The sequence below is a fragment of the Aquimarina hainanensis genome (genome assembly GCF_042684685.1).
Lineage (GTDB): Bacteria > Bacteroidota > Bacteroidia > Flavobacteriales > Flavobacteriaceae > Aquimarina > Aquimarina hainanensis.
This window is the reverse complement of record NZ_JBHULX010000001.1, coordinates 22774-38536: the sequence shown is the minus strand read 5'-3', so window position 1 is coordinate 38536 and position 15763 is coordinate 22774. Positions and strand designations below refer to the sequence as shown.

Annotated in this window: 17 protein-coding genes and 1 pseudogene; all 18 read left to right on the top strand. The window is 33.7% G+C overall.

All coding sequences use genetic code 11. The features are described from left to right. The first annotated feature begins 175 nt into the window (after positions 1–175). The 18 genes and pseudogenes from ACFSTE_RS00200 (at position 176) to ACFSTE_RS00115 (ending at position 15698) form a co-directional block, all read left to right on the top strand. Positions 176–937, top strand: coding sequence for an MbnP family protein (locus tag ACFSTE_RS00200; RefSeq protein ID WP_378257826.1), 762 nt, complete (start codon positions 176–178; stop codon positions 935–937). A gap of 86 nt (positions 938–1023) precedes the next feature. Continuing rightward, positions 1024–2070 (top strand): cytochrome-c peroxidase, encoded by a 1047-nt coding sequence (locus ACFSTE_RS00195; RefSeq protein ID WP_254884112.1) that lies wholly within the window; start codon positions 1024–1026, stop codon positions 2068–2070. 119 nt (positions 2071–2189) lie between these two features. Further along, positions 2190–2519: a HesB/IscA family protein gene (locus tag ACFSTE_RS00190; RefSeq protein ID WP_176028147.1), complete on the top strand. Its 330-nt coding sequence runs from the start codon at positions 2190–2192 to the stop codon at positions 2517–2519. A gap of 42 nt (positions 2520–2561) precedes the next feature. Beyond that, a complete protein-coding gene (gene sufB / locus ACFSTE_RS00185; protein WP_176028148.1) occupies positions 2562–4007 on the top strand; it encodes a Fe-S cluster assembly protein SufB in 1446 nt (481 codons plus the stop codon). A gap of 26 nt (positions 4008–4033) precedes the next feature. Beyond that, the gene (locus ACFSTE_RS00180) at positions 4034–4426 is read left to right on the top strand and encodes a hypothetical protein (RefSeq protein ID WP_176028149.1); all 393 of its coding nucleotides are present in this window, start codon (positions 4034–4036) and stop codon (positions 4424–4426) included. Positions 4427–4475: 49 nt separating this feature from the next. Then, positions 4476–5231, top strand: a complete 756-nt coding sequence (sufC, locus tag ACFSTE_RS00175; protein ID WP_176028150.1) for a Fe-S cluster assembly ATPase SufC — start codon at positions 4476–4478, stop codon at positions 5229–5231. Beyond that, on the top strand, positions 5231–6544 hold the full coding sequence (gene sufD / locus ACFSTE_RS00170) for a Fe-S cluster assembly protein SufD (RefSeq protein ID WP_176028151.1): 1314 nt from the start codon (positions 5231–5233) through the stop codon (positions 6542–6544). The genes sufC and sufD overlap by 1 nt, the downstream gene beginning before the upstream one ends. Before the next feature lie 108 nt (positions 6545–6652). Next, a complete protein-coding gene (locus ACFSTE_RS00165; RefSeq protein ID WP_176028152.1) occupies positions 6653–7867 on the top strand; it encodes an aminotransferase class V-fold PLP-dependent enzyme in 1215 nt (404 codons plus the stop codon). 177 nt (positions 7868–8044) lie between these two features. Beyond that, the gene (locus ACFSTE_RS00160; RefSeq protein WP_378257822.1) at positions 8045–8221 is read left to right on the top strand and encodes a hypothetical protein; all 177 of its coding nucleotides are present in this window, start codon (positions 8045–8047) and stop codon (positions 8219–8221) included. A gap of 366 nt (positions 8222–8587) precedes the next feature. Beyond that, a pseudogene (locus ACFSTE_RS00155) lies at positions 8588–8917 on the top strand (M43 family zinc metalloprotease); the annotation flags it as partial. Between the two features lie 183 nt (positions 8918–9100). Next, a complete protein-coding gene (locus tag ACFSTE_RS00150) occupies positions 9101–9586 on the top strand; it encodes a hypothetical protein (RefSeq protein WP_378257818.1) in 486 nt (161 codons plus the stop codon). Between the two features lie 31 nt (positions 9587–9617). After that, entirely contained in the window at positions 9618–10040 is a 423-nt protein-coding gene (locus ACFSTE_RS00145; protein ID WP_176028156.1) for a SufE family protein, read from the top strand. Positions 10041–10141: 101 nt separating this feature from the next. Continuing rightward, positions 10142–10465, top strand: a complete 324-nt coding sequence (locus tag ACFSTE_RS00140) for an SUF system Fe-S cluster assembly protein (RefSeq protein WP_176028157.1) — start codon at positions 10142–10144, stop codon at positions 10463–10465. Between the two features lie 33 nt (positions 10466–10498). Next, the gene (locus tag ACFSTE_RS00135) at positions 10499–11008 is read left to right on the top strand and encodes a DUF2480 family protein (protein ID WP_176028158.1); all 510 of its coding nucleotides are present in this window, start codon (positions 10499–10501) and stop codon (positions 11006–11008) included. A gap of 154 nt (positions 11009–11162) precedes the next feature. After that, a complete protein-coding gene (locus tag ACFSTE_RS00130; protein ID WP_176028159.1) occupies positions 11163–12077 on the top strand; it encodes a DUF3078 domain-containing protein in 915 nt (304 codons plus the stop codon). 129 nt (positions 12078–12206) lie between these two features. Continuing rightward, positions 12207–13232, top strand: a complete 1026-nt coding sequence (locus ACFSTE_RS00125) for a DUF3078 domain-containing protein (RefSeq protein ID WP_378257815.1) — start codon at positions 12207–12209, stop codon at positions 13230–13232. Between the two features lie 263 nt (positions 13233–13495). After that, the gene (locus ACFSTE_RS00120; RefSeq protein ID WP_378257813.1) at positions 13496–14962 is read left to right on the top strand and encodes a hypothetical protein; all 1467 of its coding nucleotides are present in this window, start codon (positions 13496–13498) and stop codon (positions 14960–14962) included. A gap of 268 nt (positions 14963–15230) precedes the next feature. Continuing rightward, complete coding sequence (locus ACFSTE_RS00115; protein ID WP_378257811.1) at positions 15231–15698, top strand: GNAT family N-acetyltransferase; 468 nt, start codon at positions 15231–15233, stop codon at positions 15696–15698. Positions 15699–15763 lie beyond the last annotated feature (65 nt).

Sequence of the window (15763 nt, the reverse complement as noted above, 5' to 3'; positions counted from 1 at the left end):
TTGCAAGGCAAGTCATGGGAATAATATCCTCTTTGGCGGTGCCAATAAACTACCTCGTCATGAGTAAGCGAGGCTTTATATAGAAAATAAATTTTGATACGATAACTGAAATCAAAATTTATTTTCTTTACTCAAACACACATTTTATTTTTTTAAAACTAAAAAAAACAAACTCATGAAAAACTTTTTTTTAATAGCATTACTGGCAGTAGGTATTGTCTCCTGTAAAAGTGATGATGATAGTACAACCGATCTCGAACCGGGAGCACTGACTATTAATGTAAGTAATGTTATTGATGGAAAAAACATTGAACTAAACAATACTTCTTATACAAATAAGAGTAATGAAACCTATAAAATAGCAGAGCTAAAGTATATTATAAGTAATATCGTGCTTATTAAAGAAAATGGCGACAAAGTAGCATATCCCGTAGAAAAAAGTTATTTTTTAATTAATGAAGAAGTTGACGCATCAAAAAAAATAGCATTGTCTGATATTGAAGGCGGCGTGTATACCAAAATCTCGTTTGGGTTTGGAGTCGATCAATCAAATTATCCATTAAATGGAGTTAATAACTTTATCCCTACAGCAGAAGAAAACAATATGCTTTGGTCATGGTCTGCAGGATATAAATTCCTTAAATTCGAAGGAACATATAATGAGAATGACGGACCGGAAAAAGAATTTGTTATTCATGTAGGAAGTCACGGAACAACACTGGACAATTATAAAGAAGTAACAGTGAACCTGACGCAACCATTAACTATAAACAAAGGAACAACACCTGCAATAACACTAAATGCAGATATTTCCAAAATATTTGATGGTACAAACACCCATTCACTTACTGTAAAAAGTGATATACAGATAGACCCTGAAAATGCACCAAAAATAGCAGAAAATGTAAGCAAAATGTTTACTGCTGAATCAAAATAACCCTTCGGGTATCTGATTAAAATACATTTTGTTCCGGATGCAATCTCGGAACATTCACACCTCTGTTATCGAGTAAAAAAATTAAATTGAAAGTATTTTTATATATAGGTATGATCTTTATCGGAACTGCATGCAGTTCCGATAAAGATCAATATACACCTATCCCAGAGAATCCAAAATTAACTTTTGATATTCCTTCCAATTTCCCTAAACCTACCTACGATATTTCAAAAAACCCTCCAACAGAAAAAGGGTTTGAATTAGGAAAAAAACTATTTTTTGATGGAAAACTCGCTTCAGATGGAGTTGTTTCATGTGGATTCTGCCATATTCAGGATTTTGCTTTTACACATCATACTCATATTGTCAGTCATGGAGTAGATGGAGCATTAGGGACAAGAAATGCGCAACCTTTGCACAATCTGGCTTTTATGAAAGAGTTTACCTGGGACGGAGCGGTAGCACATCTCGATTTACAACCAATTGTGCCCATTACTGCAGAAGTAGAAATGAACGAAACATTTTCTAATATTATCAAAAAACTAGAAAAAGAACCTACTTATGTCCAGTTGTTTTCAGAAGCTTTTAAAGATCAAAAAATAAATACCGATAACATTCTAAAGGCATTGTCACAATTTGTTGTGATGATGATTTCATCCAATTCCAAATACGATAAAATAGAAAGAAATGAGGGCTCTGTTTTTACAGAGGAAGAAGCCCTAGGTTTTGATTTATTTAAAAACAAATGTGCTTCTTGTCATCAGGGAACATTGTTTACAGATCAATCATACAGAAATAATGGATTACCATTAGACACTATCTATAATGATAAGGGCAGAATTCGGGTAACAGGATTAGATGAAGATCGACTAAAGTTCAAAGTTCCTACCTTAAGGAATATAGAATTAACCTTTCCTTATATGCATGATGGACGGTTCAAAACATTAGAAAACGTATTAGACCATTACAGTGATGGCATAAAAGATTCTGAAACACTTGATCCCATTTTTAAAAAGGAAAACGGTACCCTTGGCATACCTATGACCCCTTTGGAAAAACAACAAATTATCGCCTTTCTCAAAACCCTTACTGATGATGATTTTATCACTGATGACAGGTTTTCTGAGTTCTAAAACACCACATTATAACGAATCCCTATGTAGTTATATAATAGATTAATGTTAGGTTTTGTGCATAAAAGCTACTTATGTAGTATATTTGCATACTATTTTAGAACTAATCTATTTAAAAAATGATCAAAGTATCTGACACAGCAAGAAAAAAAGTAGTTCAGCTCATGGATGACGACGGATTTGATGCTACGACGGACTATGTGCGAGTTGGAGTAAAAAGCGGGGGGTGTTCTGGATTGTCATATGATTTGAAATTTGATAAAAATCAAGAAGCCGAAGACAAGCTTTTTGAAGATAACGGTATAAAAATTATAGTTGACAAAAAAAGTATCCTATATCTTGTAGGAACAACACTAGAATACTCGGGAGGTCTTAATGGTAAAGGCTTCGTTTTTAACAATCCAAACGCCAATAGAACGTGCGGATGTGGAGAAAGTTTTTCGTTATAATATTTTAAAGAAGAAACCTGAATACATATCAGGAAGGGAAAGATGGCATATACAGAAGACGATTTAAAGAAAGAGTTAGAGAACAAAGAATACGAATACGGATTTTATACGGATATAGAATCTGAAACTTTTCCGGTAGGACTTAATGAAGATATTGTACGAGCAATATCTAAGAAAAAAGAAGAACCGGAATGGATGACAGAGTGGCGATTAGATGCATTTCGAATCTGGAAAGAAATGGAAGAACCAGATTGGGCAAATGTAAACTATGAAAAACCTGATTTTCAAAATATATCGTATTACTCTGCCCCTAATAAAAAACCAAAATATAACAGCCTTGACGAGGTAGATCCAGAGTTGTTAGAGACATTTAATAAACTGGGAATATCACTGGATGAGCAAAAAAAGCTAGCAGGAGTAGCCGTAGATATCGTTATGGATTCCGTATCGGTAGCAACGACATTTAAAGAGACGCTAGCAGAAAAAGGAATTATTTTTTGTTCAATATCTGAAGCTATTCAGGATCATCCGGAACTGGTAAAAAAATATATCGGTACAGTTGTTCCTAAAAAAGATAACTTTTATGCAGCTTTAAATTCTGCTGTATTTAGTGATGGATCTTTTTGTTATATACCTAAAGGTGTCCGATGTCCAATGGAATTATCGACTTATTTTAGGATTAATCAGGCAGGAACAGGTCAGTTCGAACGTACACTGTTAGTAGCGGATGAAGGAAGCTATGTGAGTTACCTGGAAGGTTGTACTGCTCCCTCCAGAGATGAAAATCAATTGCATGCTGCAGTAGTAGAGCTAATAGCCCTAGACGATGCTGAGATTAAATACTCTACCGTGCAAAACTGGTATCCTGGAAACGCTGAAGGAAAAGGAGGGGTTTATAACTTTGTAACCAAAAGAGGAATCTGCGAAACAAACGCTAAAATTTCATGGACCCAAGTAGAAACAGGATCAGCTGTAACCTGGAAATACCCTTCATGTGTACTAAAAGGAGATAATTCTGTAGGAGAATTTTATTCTATTGCTGTAACAAATAATTTCCAGCAGGCAGATACCGGAACCAAAATGATTCATCTTGGAAAAAACACAAAAAGTACAATCATCTCCAAAGGAATTTCAGCCGGAAAATCTCAAAATAGTTACCGAGGATTAGTCCAAATTAATAGCAGAGCAAGTAACGCCAGAAATTTTTCTCAGTGTGATTCGCTATTAATGGGCAATGAATGTGGAGCTCATACGTTTCCCTATATAGAAGCTAAAAATAAAACCGCTCAAATAGAACATGAAGCAACTACCAGCAAGATAGGAGAAGATCAGATATTCTACTGTAACCAGCGCGGTATTGATACCGAAAAAGCAATAGCACTTATTGTCAATGGTTTTAGTAAGGAGGTACTGAACAAACTCCCCATGGAATTTGCGGTAGAAGCTCAAAAGCTTCTGGAGATATCTCTGGAAGGTTCTGTAGGGTAAATGTCTAACTAACAAATCTACCATTCATGAAAAAGTCATTCTTATTAATTCTGATCAGCCTTGTAATATTCTCTTGCAAACAAGGAAATACTAATAACAATAGTGGAGAAACAACTCTGATACGAGGAGAGTTTATTCTTATAGATGATGTAGGAGTGATAAAAGTACAGGATTCTGTCTATGGAGTGGAGATTAATGATATGGCATATGAATTGTCCAAAAAGACAACACCATTACAAAGAGAAGAGTACGATATGGTTCCTGTTGTAGTACAGGGAATAGTAAAGCCTAATCCTAATGAAGGATGGGAGAAAATTGTAGAAATAAAAGAAATTATTGGTGTTAGTGAGCCAACTTCTGAATTATCAACAAAAATAAAATCCTCAGAAGATCCTCATCAAAACCATAATCACGAATAATAAACAAGAATAATTATCTCCGTGGGGAGACTAAAGATAGTTGTATAAAATGTTAGAAATAAAGGATTTACATGCAAGTATTAATGGTAAGAAAATTCTAAAGAGTCTTAACCTTAATGTTAATGCAGGAGAAGTACATGCAATCATGGGACCTAATGGTGCAGGAAAAAGTACCTTAGCTAGTGTTATTGCAGGAAAAGAAGAGTATGAAATAACAAAAGGGAATATTTTTTTAGAAGGAGAAGATATAGAAGAACTTGCACCGGAAGAACGTTCACATAAAGGTGTTTTTCTATCATTTCAGTATCCAGTAGAAATCCCGGGAGTAACAGTAACTAACTTTATGAAAACTGCCATCAATGAAACCAGAAAAGCACAAGGTCTGGAAGAGATGTCAGCAAAAGATATGTTGAAAAAGATTCGTGAAAAATCCGAATTATTAGAAATCGATAGAAAATTTCTATCTAGATCTCTTAATGAAGGATTCTCCGGAGGAGAGAAAAAAAGAAACGAAATTTTTCAAATGGCAATGCTAGAGCCAAAACTGGCAATACTTGATGAAACTGATTCTGGACTTGATATCGATGCCTTGCGTATTGTAGCAAATGGTGTCAATAAATTAAAAAGTAAAGACAATGCAATTATTGTCATTACTCACTATCAACGTCTGTTGGATTATATTGTTCCTGACTTTGTACATGTACTACATGACGGTAAAATTGTAAAATCCGGAACGAAGGAGCTAGCCTTAGAACTAGAAGAAAAAGGATATGACTGGATTAAAGAAGAAATAAAGGAAGCATAATGGAGTTGAAAGATAAATTGGTATCTTCTTTTCTGGTTTTCGAAAACAATGTCGATATAGAATCACCTATACACGACATTCGAAGCAAAGCCATTAAAGTTTTTGAACAAAAAGGATTTCCTTCAAAAAAGGAGGAAGCATGGAAGTATACGTCCTTAAACTCTATTTTAAAGCGTGACTACAGTATTTTTCCTAAAGAAGAAAACACTATAGCGTTTAAAGATGTTAAGAAGTACTTCTTAAACGATTTGGATTCTTATAAAATCGTTTTTGTAGATGGAAAGTATTCTTCTCACTTATCAGAAACTACTCATGATAAGATGGATGTCTGCCTGATGTCATCAGCACTAACGAATTCTAAGTATAGACCTGTTATCGATAATTATTTTGATAAAATAGCCAAAAAAGACGGAATAACATCTCTAAATACTGCTTTTTCTGAAGAAGGAGCTTATATCTATATTCCAAAAAATGTTTTGGCAGATAAACCTATTCAGATCATACACTTTGCTACAGGAAGAGAAGAAGAACAAATGCTACAACCCAGAAACTTGATTGTAGTAGAAGAAAATTCTCATGTACAAATTGTAGAGAGACATCAGAGTTTGACTGATAATCCTGTTTTCACCAATTCTGTAACGGAAATTTTTGCAGATAAAAGAGCCATTGTAGATTATTATAAAATACAAAATGATAATCAAAATGCCTCGTTGATAGACAGCACTTTTATAGAACAACAAGCGCAGAGTGTTGCTTCTGTACACACCTTTTCTTTTGGAGGAAATATTACCAGAAACAATCTGAACTTTTTCCAAAAAGGAGAAGGAATTGATTCTATTCTTAATGGAGTCACTATTCTAGAAGGAAAACAGCACGTAGATCACAATACATTAGTACATCACATAGAACCTAATTGTGAAAGTCATCAGGATTACAAGGGAATCTTTGATGAAAAATCAACCGGGGTCTTTAATGGTCAAGTCATTGTTAATAAAGAAGCACAGAAGACAAATGCGTTTCAATCAAATAACAATATTTTATTAAGTGATAAAGCATCTATTAACTCCAAACCTCAGTTAGAAATTTTTGCTGATGATGTAAAATGTTCTCATGGTTGTACCATTGGTCAATTAGATGAAAATGCTCTTTTCTATATGAGGTCAAGAGGAATAGGAGAAAGAGAAGCCAGAGCTCTGTTGATGTATGCTTTTGCCAACAATGTATTAGAAAGTGTAAAAATACCTCAGCTAAAGAGTAGAATCAATAAGCTTATCGCCAATAAAATAGGTGTTAATATAGGCTTTGACTTATAAATTAAGTGATTACAAAAAAACAATACAAAAAGAAGCCAAATCCATTATAGATTTGGCTTCTTTTGTTAGTAAAACCGTAACTTTGTCCCGCTGAAAAAGAAAGAAAATATGTTTGATGTACAAGCCATAAGAAAAGATTTCCCAATACTAAATAGAGAAGTAAATGGAAAACCCTTAGTCTATTTCGATAATGCAGCAACCTCGCAAACACCACAGGTGGTTATCGATGCAATCGTATCTTATTACAGCGAGTATAATGCGAATATTCATAGAGGCGTACATACCCTATCTCAGGAAGCAACAGATGCCTATGAAATAGCCAGAAAAAAAGTACAGGCTCATTTCAATGCAGCAAAAGCTCATGAAATAATACTGACAGCAGGAACGACTCATAGTATTAATATTGTAGCAACAGGATTTACCAGCTTATTGACTAAAGGAGATGAAATCATTGTTTCTGCTCTGGAACACCATTCTAACATTGTACCATGGCAAATGCTTTGTGAGCGTACAGGAGCGGTATTAAAAGTAATCCCAATGAATGAAGAAGGAGAGCTTGTTATGCAAATCTATGATCAGCTTTTATCCCCTAAGACGAAGTTGGTATTTGTCAACCATATATCAAATGCATTAGGAACTATAAATCCTATAAAAGAAATCATAGATAAAGCACATGCAGTAGGTGCAGCTGTATTGGTCGATGGAGCACAATCCTGTCCTCATATAAAACCAGATGTACAAGAACTCGACGTAGATTTTTATGTAGCCTCTGCGCATAAGCTATGCGGTCCTACAGGAGTTGGTCTCTTATATGGAAAAGAAACATGGCTGAACAAACTCCCCCCCTATCAAGGAGGAGGAGAAATGATTGATCAGGTTACTTTCGAAAAAACTACCTACGCTGGCTTACCACATAAATTCGAAGCAGGAACGCCTAATATCTGTGGAGGAATAGCTTTTGGGGTAGCATTGGATTATATGAATAAAATTGGTTTTGATGCCATCGCAGCCTATGAACAAGAACTATTAGCGTATGGAACAGCCAAACTATCAGAAATAGAAGGATTAAAGATTTATGGAACGTCTAAAAACAAAACATCTGTAATTTCTTTTAATATTGATACTATCCATCCATATGATATAGGAAGTATTGTCGATAAATTAGGAATTGCTGTTAGAACCGGACATCATTGTGCACAACCCATTATGGATTTTTATAAAATCCCAGGGACCGTGAGAGCTTCCTTTTCTTTTTATAATACAAAAGAAGAAATAGATGCACTAGTCGCTGCCGTAAAAAAGGCAAAAATGATGTTATCCTAGTTTATATTTCTACTAAATGCAGAATAAAAAGCATAATCATTTGATTTCTAATGTTTTTACATAAATTTATCACACTCAATTTTTGGAGTTAATCATTAGTTAATCAGCTCAAACAGGATACTATTAAGACGAGGAAGAAGTTTATGCCACTACATAAACTTAAAACCATATCTAATTATGAAAAGACTAATCATCAGTGCATTTGCGCTAAGTCTTCTGTTTACCTCCTACGAAAAAGAGGCTAATTCATTAACTCCTGATGCCGCATCAGAAAATTCAGAACAAAATGCAGTAATCAAAAGAAAATGCCATTCTGCAGAAATACTGAAAAAAACAATTATCCCAAAACCCTGATTTGACCCAAAAAATGACCACCATTAAGGAACAGATTAAACGTTTTTCTAAAAAAACTAAAAGCTTCTAATGAGGTTGTTGAAATTCCTGTAATTGTTCATATTCTCTATAATACTAATAAATAAAACATTAGTAATGCTCAGGTTCAATCACAAATCAATGTATTAAATGACGATTTTCCAAAACCAATAGTGACGTATCACTAGTACCAAGAGAGTTTAGAGATCTGGTTGCAAATGCTGGCTTTCGATTTCGTTTAGAAAAAATAAACAAAAAGAGAACAAACAAAAGATCATGGAATCCAGACTATGACAATATGAAGCTCTCCAGCTGAGGAGGAATTGATATTGCAAATCCAAAAAATATTTAAACATCTGGGTTTGTAACTTATCAAGAGACACATTAGGATACGCTCAATTTCCTGGAATGGGTCCTGATGCTACGAATGGTGTAGTAGTTAGACCTACATTTTTTGGAACAACAGAAATTGTACGCGCTCCATTTAATAAGGGAAGAACCACCACTCATGAAGTAGCTCATTGGTTAAACTTACAACATATCTGGGGCGACGGAGGATGTCCTTATGATGACAGAGTAGCTGATACACCAGTCTCTAATGATCGTAATCATGGATGTGCTAGATACCCGACAGTACAGTGTAGATATGATAATGAACCATATGGATTATATAAATGATAGCTACATGTATATGTTTACGAAAGGTCAAAAGAGAAGAATGAGAGTGCTATTCGAATACGAAGGATTTAGAAGTTCTTTTGTTATGTAAGTCAAATACGCAATCATAAATTTATATAAAAGGTCTGATTAAGGCGTCTTTTTTGGTATCTTTTAGCATTTCTAACACCACACAAACAACAAATGAAGCTATCTATTTTCTATCTTACAATATTTATACTACTCTCCTCTTCTTGTAGAGAAACCAAAACAATACATATTGCATCAAACCCCACAATCAATACTGATCAAAAACATCAAAACAATATTGTAAAAATTAGATATCAAGCATTATCCAGAGGATTTTATCTACAAATAGAACTGGATAAAAATGTATTATTGGTGTCTACTGACAGAAATCATGAACAACGCAAACAGCAGCCCTGTAAAACAGAAGACTGGAACAACATCATCCTATTAACCCAAAAGATCCAATTGGACAAGTTACAAGAACTAAAAGCTCCTACAGAAAACCGATTATTTGATGGGGCTGCCCATGCGCAGCTTTATATTTCTAATAAAGAAAAAGAATATATTTCCTCAGGATTTGATCATGGTGCTCCCCCAGAAGAAATAGCTCCATTAGTATCCTATATATTGTCATTGGGAGAAACTGTTGAAAAGCAATAATACTTGTTGTATTTTTGTCAAAAAAAGGGATATGTCAATACAAGAAATTCAAGAAGAGATTATCGATGAGTTTGGGATGTTTGATGATTGGATGCAACGATATGAATATATGATTGAATTAGGAAAATCACTTCCGCTGATTGAAGAAAAATATAAAACAGAAAATAACATCATTAAAGGTTGTCAAAGTAAAGTTTGGGTACATGCTGAGATGAATGATAATAAAATAGAATTTACAGCAGATAGTGATGCTATTATTACCAAAGGTATTATAGCCATTTTAATTCGTGTTTTTTCTGGACAGCACCCACAAGATATTATTGATGCTAATACTGATTTTATTGATGAAATCGGATTAAAAGAACACCTTTCTCCTACAAGAGCTAATGGGTTGACAAGTATGCTAAAACAACTAAAACTTTATGCAGTAGCTTATCAAACGCAATTAGATTAGGTGATTTTAGTTCAGGTTTTAACTATAAGCTGTTTTAAATCTTGATTATCGAGTAAAAAACCTCGAGACAAGTATTAAAATATTATATAAAAAAAGAAAAAATGAGTGATACTATAGATACAAATGCACTGGGAGAACAAATTGTTGGGGTTCTAAAAACAATATATGACCCAGAAATTCCTGTAGATATATATGAACTGGGTCTTATATATGATGTTTTTGTCAATGAAGATTATGAGGTAAAAATTCTGATGACATTAACCTCTCCCAACTGCCCTGTTGCCGAATCTCTCCCGGAAGAAGTTAGAGAAAAAACAAAATCAATTGATTCTGTCACAGATGTAGAAGTAGAACTGACTTTTGACCCACCCTGGTCTCAGGATCTAATGAGTGAAGAAGCAAAGTTAGAACTGGGAATGTTATAAAATTGTTTTATTACACCACATAAGGTATTTCAAATGGCAGACGAAATCATAAATAGAGTAGCAAATAATAAAAAACTAATCACTTTTGATTTAGAAGAATATTACCCGACTGGAAAACGGCAGCAATTCGATATAAAAGATTGGTTGTACGAAGGGTTGATTCTAAAAGAGAACGATTTTAGAGATCAGGTCGCTTCTCATGACTGGAGTGCGTATCAGGATACCTACGTAGCATTACATTGTTCCTCAGAAGCAATTATACCTGGATGGGCTTATCTTTTAGTAACCAGTGCACTGGCACCCTATGCTAAAAAAGTAGTTGTAGGTACCCTGCAATCCATTGAAACAATTCTGTATACTGAGATTATACAGCATATAGACCCTACTCCCTACAAAGACAAAATGATTATTATAAAAGGATGTTCTAATAAACCTGTTCCAGAAGAAGCATATATCGCTATTCTTCAAAAATTACAACCTGTAGCAAAAAGCATCATGTACGGAGAAGCTTGTTCTGCTGTTCCTCTGTTTAAAAAAAAATAAGCGTATTTTGTCGTATTAATTGTTCTTTCGTCGAAAACACTACGTCATAAGTAGCCTTCTTCTATCGAAAGTTTTAACTTCAAGTATCTTTGCCAGCACAAAAAAAGTGAATTAGTAACAAAGAAAAACTACTTAAAACTATTTTTTTATAACGATGAAAAAAACATTTCTAACATTGGCATTTTTAGTTAGTACAAGTATTTTACTAGCACAAGACGATGCAAAAAATGAACCACCAAAAGATGGGTGGACAAGAGGAGGAAACATCAGTTTCTTATTTAACCAAACAGCTTTCAACAATGATTGGACCGGAGGGGGAACTTCTAACATTGCAGGAAACCTGGGATTATCATATGACTTTAACTATAGAAAAGGAAAACTTACTTGGGATAACAAAATCTTAGCAGATTACGGTCTTACAAAATTAAAAGATCAGGAATTTACCAGAAAGACAAATGACCGTTTTGAATTTAACTCTTTACTAGGTAAGCAAATCAAAGAAACAAATTGGTACTATTCTTTCTTTATTAATTTCAGAACACAATTCGATAAAGGATTTGAATATGGAAAGGATGACCAAGGAAACGAAATCAGAACAGAAACAACACATATTTTTTCTCCTGCATATCTACAATTCGGACCAGGTATGTTATGGAAGAAAAGCGATAATCTGAAAGTAAATATTGCTCCTGCTACTGCAAGATTAATTTTTGTAGACGGAGATTTCACCAAAGTAGATGAAACAGATCAGGCTGCTCTTGACGCATACGTTCCTTATTTTGGAGTAGAAGCGAATGAAACAACTCGTTTTGAGTTTGGTGCTGCAGTAAATGCATACGCTAAATTCCAATTAATGGAAAATGTATCTATGGAGAACATCCTTAATTTATATTCTAATTATCTAGAGGATCCTCAGAATGTAGATATTGACTATACAGCAAACCTGGTAATGACTATCAATAAGTACTTATCTGCTAATATTACCTTCCAGGCAATATATGATGATAATGCAGTTAGCGCTTTCCAAATCAGAGAAGTATTTGGTCTTGGAATTAACTACGGATTGTAAAAAAGTATCTAGCTATACAGAAGCCCGTTTTTTAAGAAAAACGGGCTTTTTTTATTATAAATATGTCTTTTGAATAACTTACAGACTTCTGTTATATTTGCCTTCACCCCTAATGCAAATATAAGTGTCATGAGAAGAGTACTGTTACTGACCTTACTGTTAGTTTCTTTCCAAAAAATAATAAGCCAGGATCAAAAAAAAGAAACTCCAAAAGACACGGTAAAAACAAAACTAAAGAAATCACTAAAAAACGTATTAAAAGGAACATCAGATGAGATGTCTTCAAAAATCCTAAAAGAACTTCTGGAAGAAGTAACCCCTAAGAAGACAGAAACGGTAAAAATCGGATGGGAAAATAAAGGTGCTTTTACTTTATTGTTTAATCAAACGGCTTTTAACGCAGATTGGCAGAGCGGAGGAACCTCTAATGTAGCAACTAATACCACTTTCCTGTATCAGCTTATTTATAGAAAAAAAGGGCTGATTTGGGAAAATAAAGTTGATGGAGATTTTGGACTGACGTTTTTAAAAGGGGAAAATTTTTTGAGAAAAACCAATGATCGAATTGAGATCAATACCCGATTAAGTGAGCAAATTAAAGAAAGTACCTGGAACTATTCTTTTTTCGCTAATTTCAAAACACAGTTTATCAAAGGATATGCATATAGCAAAGAGGAAGGAACAGAAGAAACGATTAGAACGGAGGAAACTCGTATTTTTTCTCCTGCTAGTTTTCAATCCGGACCTGGTATCTTATGGAAAAAGAAAGAAAAATATACTGTCAATATCGCTCCCTTAACCTCTCGAATTACCATTGTCAACGATATGTTTACCAGTGCTGAAGATTATGCCGATGGAGATTATTTTGGAGTTGATAAATACAAAAGTTCTCGCTTCGAATTCGGAGGGTCTGTTGCTGCTAATTTTAAAACTAACATTTCGAAGAATTTAAAAATAGAAAATACCTTAAACCTCTATTCTAATTATATAGAAGATCCTTTTAATATCGATTTGGATTATACATTCAAATTAGATTTGCTGATAAGCAAACGATTTACTGCCAACTCTACATTTCAGGCAATATATGATGACAATGCTACTTCCGCTTTCCAGATCAGACAATTATCCGGAATAGGGTTTAAGTATGCTTTTTAGCTTAGAATTACATATTGATACCATCTATTCTATTAAGTATTTGTTTATTTTTTAACAGTTTAATTAATTTTTATTTATTTTAAATAAAAATTAATTAAAAAATTCTCATTTTCAGGTATTTATACTCTTTTTTAAGTTTCCTCAAGATTAGAAATTTATAGTCTACTAAAAGCTATACCATTTTAGTTTGAAGTCTAAAGGAAAATAAAGTAGCCTATATATATGATTTTGATGCATAAATGGTATACCCTAATCCATTTATTATGCACTATAAAAAACTACTTCTGATTTTGATGTTCTCCTTTTTACTGGCGTGTAAAAACGATCATAAAAAGGACAAAAACACAATAAATAATGAAACGATAACTGCAGAAAAAACAACCTATAAAGAACAAATTGACAATACTTGTATTGCTGATAGTACCTGGTTTCAAACAACCGGAGGAATTAGAAAGACACCTCCACCAAATGAAGGACCTACCAGCGTATTTGCTGATAATAGTACTGTTACTAATTGCGATTTCCATCAATGGTCCTGGCAAAAATTTCTTTGGTTAACCAATGAAACAAATGGAGTTCCTTTTTTTCAGGATCATCTTCTTCAGATCACTTCTCATGGAGAGATTTTAGATCAACGTCAAGGAATTATACTGACAGACATTGCTCAGGCGAGTTCTAAAACGGATATTCTAAAAACCAATAAGATGGTTAATGCTAATAAAAAAACGGATACCGTTTATTATTCCATTCATGTGAATAAGTTACTGTTTGAAACAATGAAAACTTATGCGCCAATTGCAAAAGAAGATCCTTTAAAAGTAAATGGTATTTCTTTTCCTGTAGGAGCATTAGAATTAAAAATTTCTTGGGTAGCTGCCGCTGCTTTGGCAGATACAAGTACCTACTACATTACAGATGGTATTATCAATGGGGAAAAAACCAAAATCGCTCTTTTAGGGATGCATGTTGTTGGTATTGTAGAAAATCACCCGGAATTTATTTGGGCTACATTCGAACACGATAAACTAGCACCAAAATATGATTGGGATAAAGCGACGCCTACCAGTGATGCTCCTGTGACAAGTACCTCTAATTATCTATTTTTCAATAAAGACAGTACTGCAACAGTCAAAAATATTACCTCTGGTAATGGAATATATGAAAATGTGTTTTCTGTTTATAAATTTGGGGTTCCTGTAAAAAAAGAAATGAAAGGATCTTTTAATGTTCAGGTATATATGGAAACCAGTCAAAAAGGCTCAGAGAACTTTACTAACATTCATTCAATTAATGAGCATGTAAAAAATCAACTAACAGATATATGGAAAAACTATTTCTATAACGGATCTATCTGGATAAATACAGAAGGGTTTGAAACTACAGAACAGCAAACAGCTCTTCTGGATTCTTTAGGAGGAAACCTTTCACAATCCAGAAAAGGAGACCTTACAAGAGGTTCTGTATCTGCGTATAATATAACGATGGAGACCTATGTACAGGTAGGCTTCTCCCCTACGTCTATTCATTCTCAAACAGTAGATAATCTCGTGAATTGTTTTTCGTGTCACAATACTTCAGGAAATAATAATAATCGCTCTCCTCTATATATAAGTCACTTATTTACAGGATACCTAAAAAACCTACAGGGATATACTAAAGAAGAGATCAAAGAAGCACATGTAAATGAAATTATAGCACAATTCAAACGTAGAGAACGCCAAAACAATTGATTTCTGCTTTTTCTAAGATTGTCTCTTCTTTTCTTAGATTTAGAATGAAGAGACAATCTTAGAAAAGCTTCTTTAGGAAAAACATACCTTATTTCTATTATTTAATGTGCAATATTCTCCTCTTTATCATCAGCTCATGACAAACCTACAAAAGAACATATTAAGCTTATTGCAACTGTAGATTTTTGTTAGAATACTTATCCCATGTATCAAAGATCCTTTTCTTTATATTTATACTCTTTTATATATCTCTCATATATAATTACATATGAATATCATTAAAGCATCTCATACCGATCATCAAAAATTAACGACTTTGACAATCCGATCTAAATCTTATTGGAACTATACACCTGCACAAATTAAAAAATGGAGAAAAGACCTGACTGTTTCTCCGGAATACATTCTCAAAAATCCAGTTTATATGCTCTATATAGCTCAGGAACTAATTGGGTATTATTCATATTTAGCAATAAGTAAAAGAATAGTAAAATTGGATAATATTTTTATAGACTCTATCTATATTCGAAAAGGGTATGGTACGCTCCTGATGCAGGATTTTATAAGTCGTATCAAGCAAGCTGGATATCAGAAAATACAATTAGATTCCGATCCGAATGCTGTAAACTTTTATCAACACCTCGGTTTTATCATCATTGATCGCATCGAAACAGCAATCAAAGGTCGATTTATGCCAGTTATGGAACTGGAAGTACAACTGATAACGAGTTTATAAAACTGTTTCTTTATTTAGTTCGTAAACTACCTCGAGATCAGTATTCAAGGTGTTATTTAGGAAAT

Excerpts from the sequence above, each read along its gene's own strand:
- ACFSTE_RS00115 (WP_378257811.1), top strand. The coding sequence starts at position 15,231 with ATGAATATCATTAAAGCATCTCATACCGATCATCAAAAATTAACGACT.
- ACFSTE_RS00200 (WP_378257826.1), top strand. The coding sequence starts at position 176 with ATGAAAAACTTTTTTTTAATAGCATTACTGGCAGTAGGTATTGTCTCC.
- ACFSTE_RS00145 (WP_176028156.1), top strand. The coding sequence starts at position 9,618 with ATGTCAATACAAGAAATTCAAGAAGAGATTATCGATGAGTTTGGGATG.
- ACFSTE_RS00160 (WP_378257822.1), top strand. The coding sequence starts at position 8,045 with ATGAAAAGACTAATCATCAGTGCATTTGCGCTAAGTCTTCTGTTTACC.
- ACFSTE_RS00140 (WP_176028157.1), top strand. The coding sequence starts at position 10,142 with ATGAGTGATACTATAGATACAAATGCACTGGGAGAACAAATTGTTGGG.
- ACFSTE_RS00135 (WP_176028158.1), top strand. The coding sequence starts at position 10,499 with ATGGCAGACGAAATCATAAATAGAGTAGCAAATAATAAAAAACTAATC.
- sufB (WP_176028148.1), top strand. The coding sequence starts at position 2,562 with ATGGCATATACAGAAGACGATTTAAAGAAAGAGTTAGAGAACAAAGAA.
- ACFSTE_RS00150 (WP_378257818.1), top strand. The coding sequence starts at position 9,101 with ATGAAGCTATCTATTTTCTATCTTACAATATTTATACTACTCTCCTCT.
- ACFSTE_RS00125 (WP_378257815.1), top strand. The coding sequence starts at position 12,207 with ATGAGAAGAGTACTGTTACTGACCTTACTGTTAGTTTCTTTCCAAAAA.
- sufC (WP_176028150.1), top strand. The coding sequence starts at position 4,476 with ATGTTAGAAATAAAGGATTTACATGCAAGTATTAATGGTAAGAAAATT.
- ACFSTE_RS00180 (WP_176028149.1), top strand. The coding sequence starts at position 4,034 with ATGAAAAAGTCATTCTTATTAATTCTGATCAGCCTTGTAATATTCTCT.
- ACFSTE_RS00120 (WP_378257813.1), top strand. The coding sequence starts at position 13,496 with ATGCACTATAAAAAACTACTTCTGATTTTGATGTTCTCCTTTTTACTG.
- ACFSTE_RS00165 (WP_176028152.1), top strand. The coding sequence starts at position 6,653 with ATGTTTGATGTACAAGCCATAAGAAAAGATTTCCCAATACTAAATAGA.
- ACFSTE_RS00190 (WP_176028147.1), top strand. The coding sequence starts at position 2,190 with ATGATCAAAGTATCTGACACAGCAAGAAAAAAAGTAGTTCAGCTCATG.
- sufD (WP_176028151.1), top strand. The coding sequence starts at position 5,231 with ATGGAGTTGAAAGATAAATTGGTATCTTCTTTTCTGGTTTTCGAAAAC.
- ACFSTE_RS00130 (WP_176028159.1), top strand. The coding sequence starts at position 11,163 with ATGAAAAAAACATTTCTAACATTGGCATTTTTAGTTAGTACAAGTATT.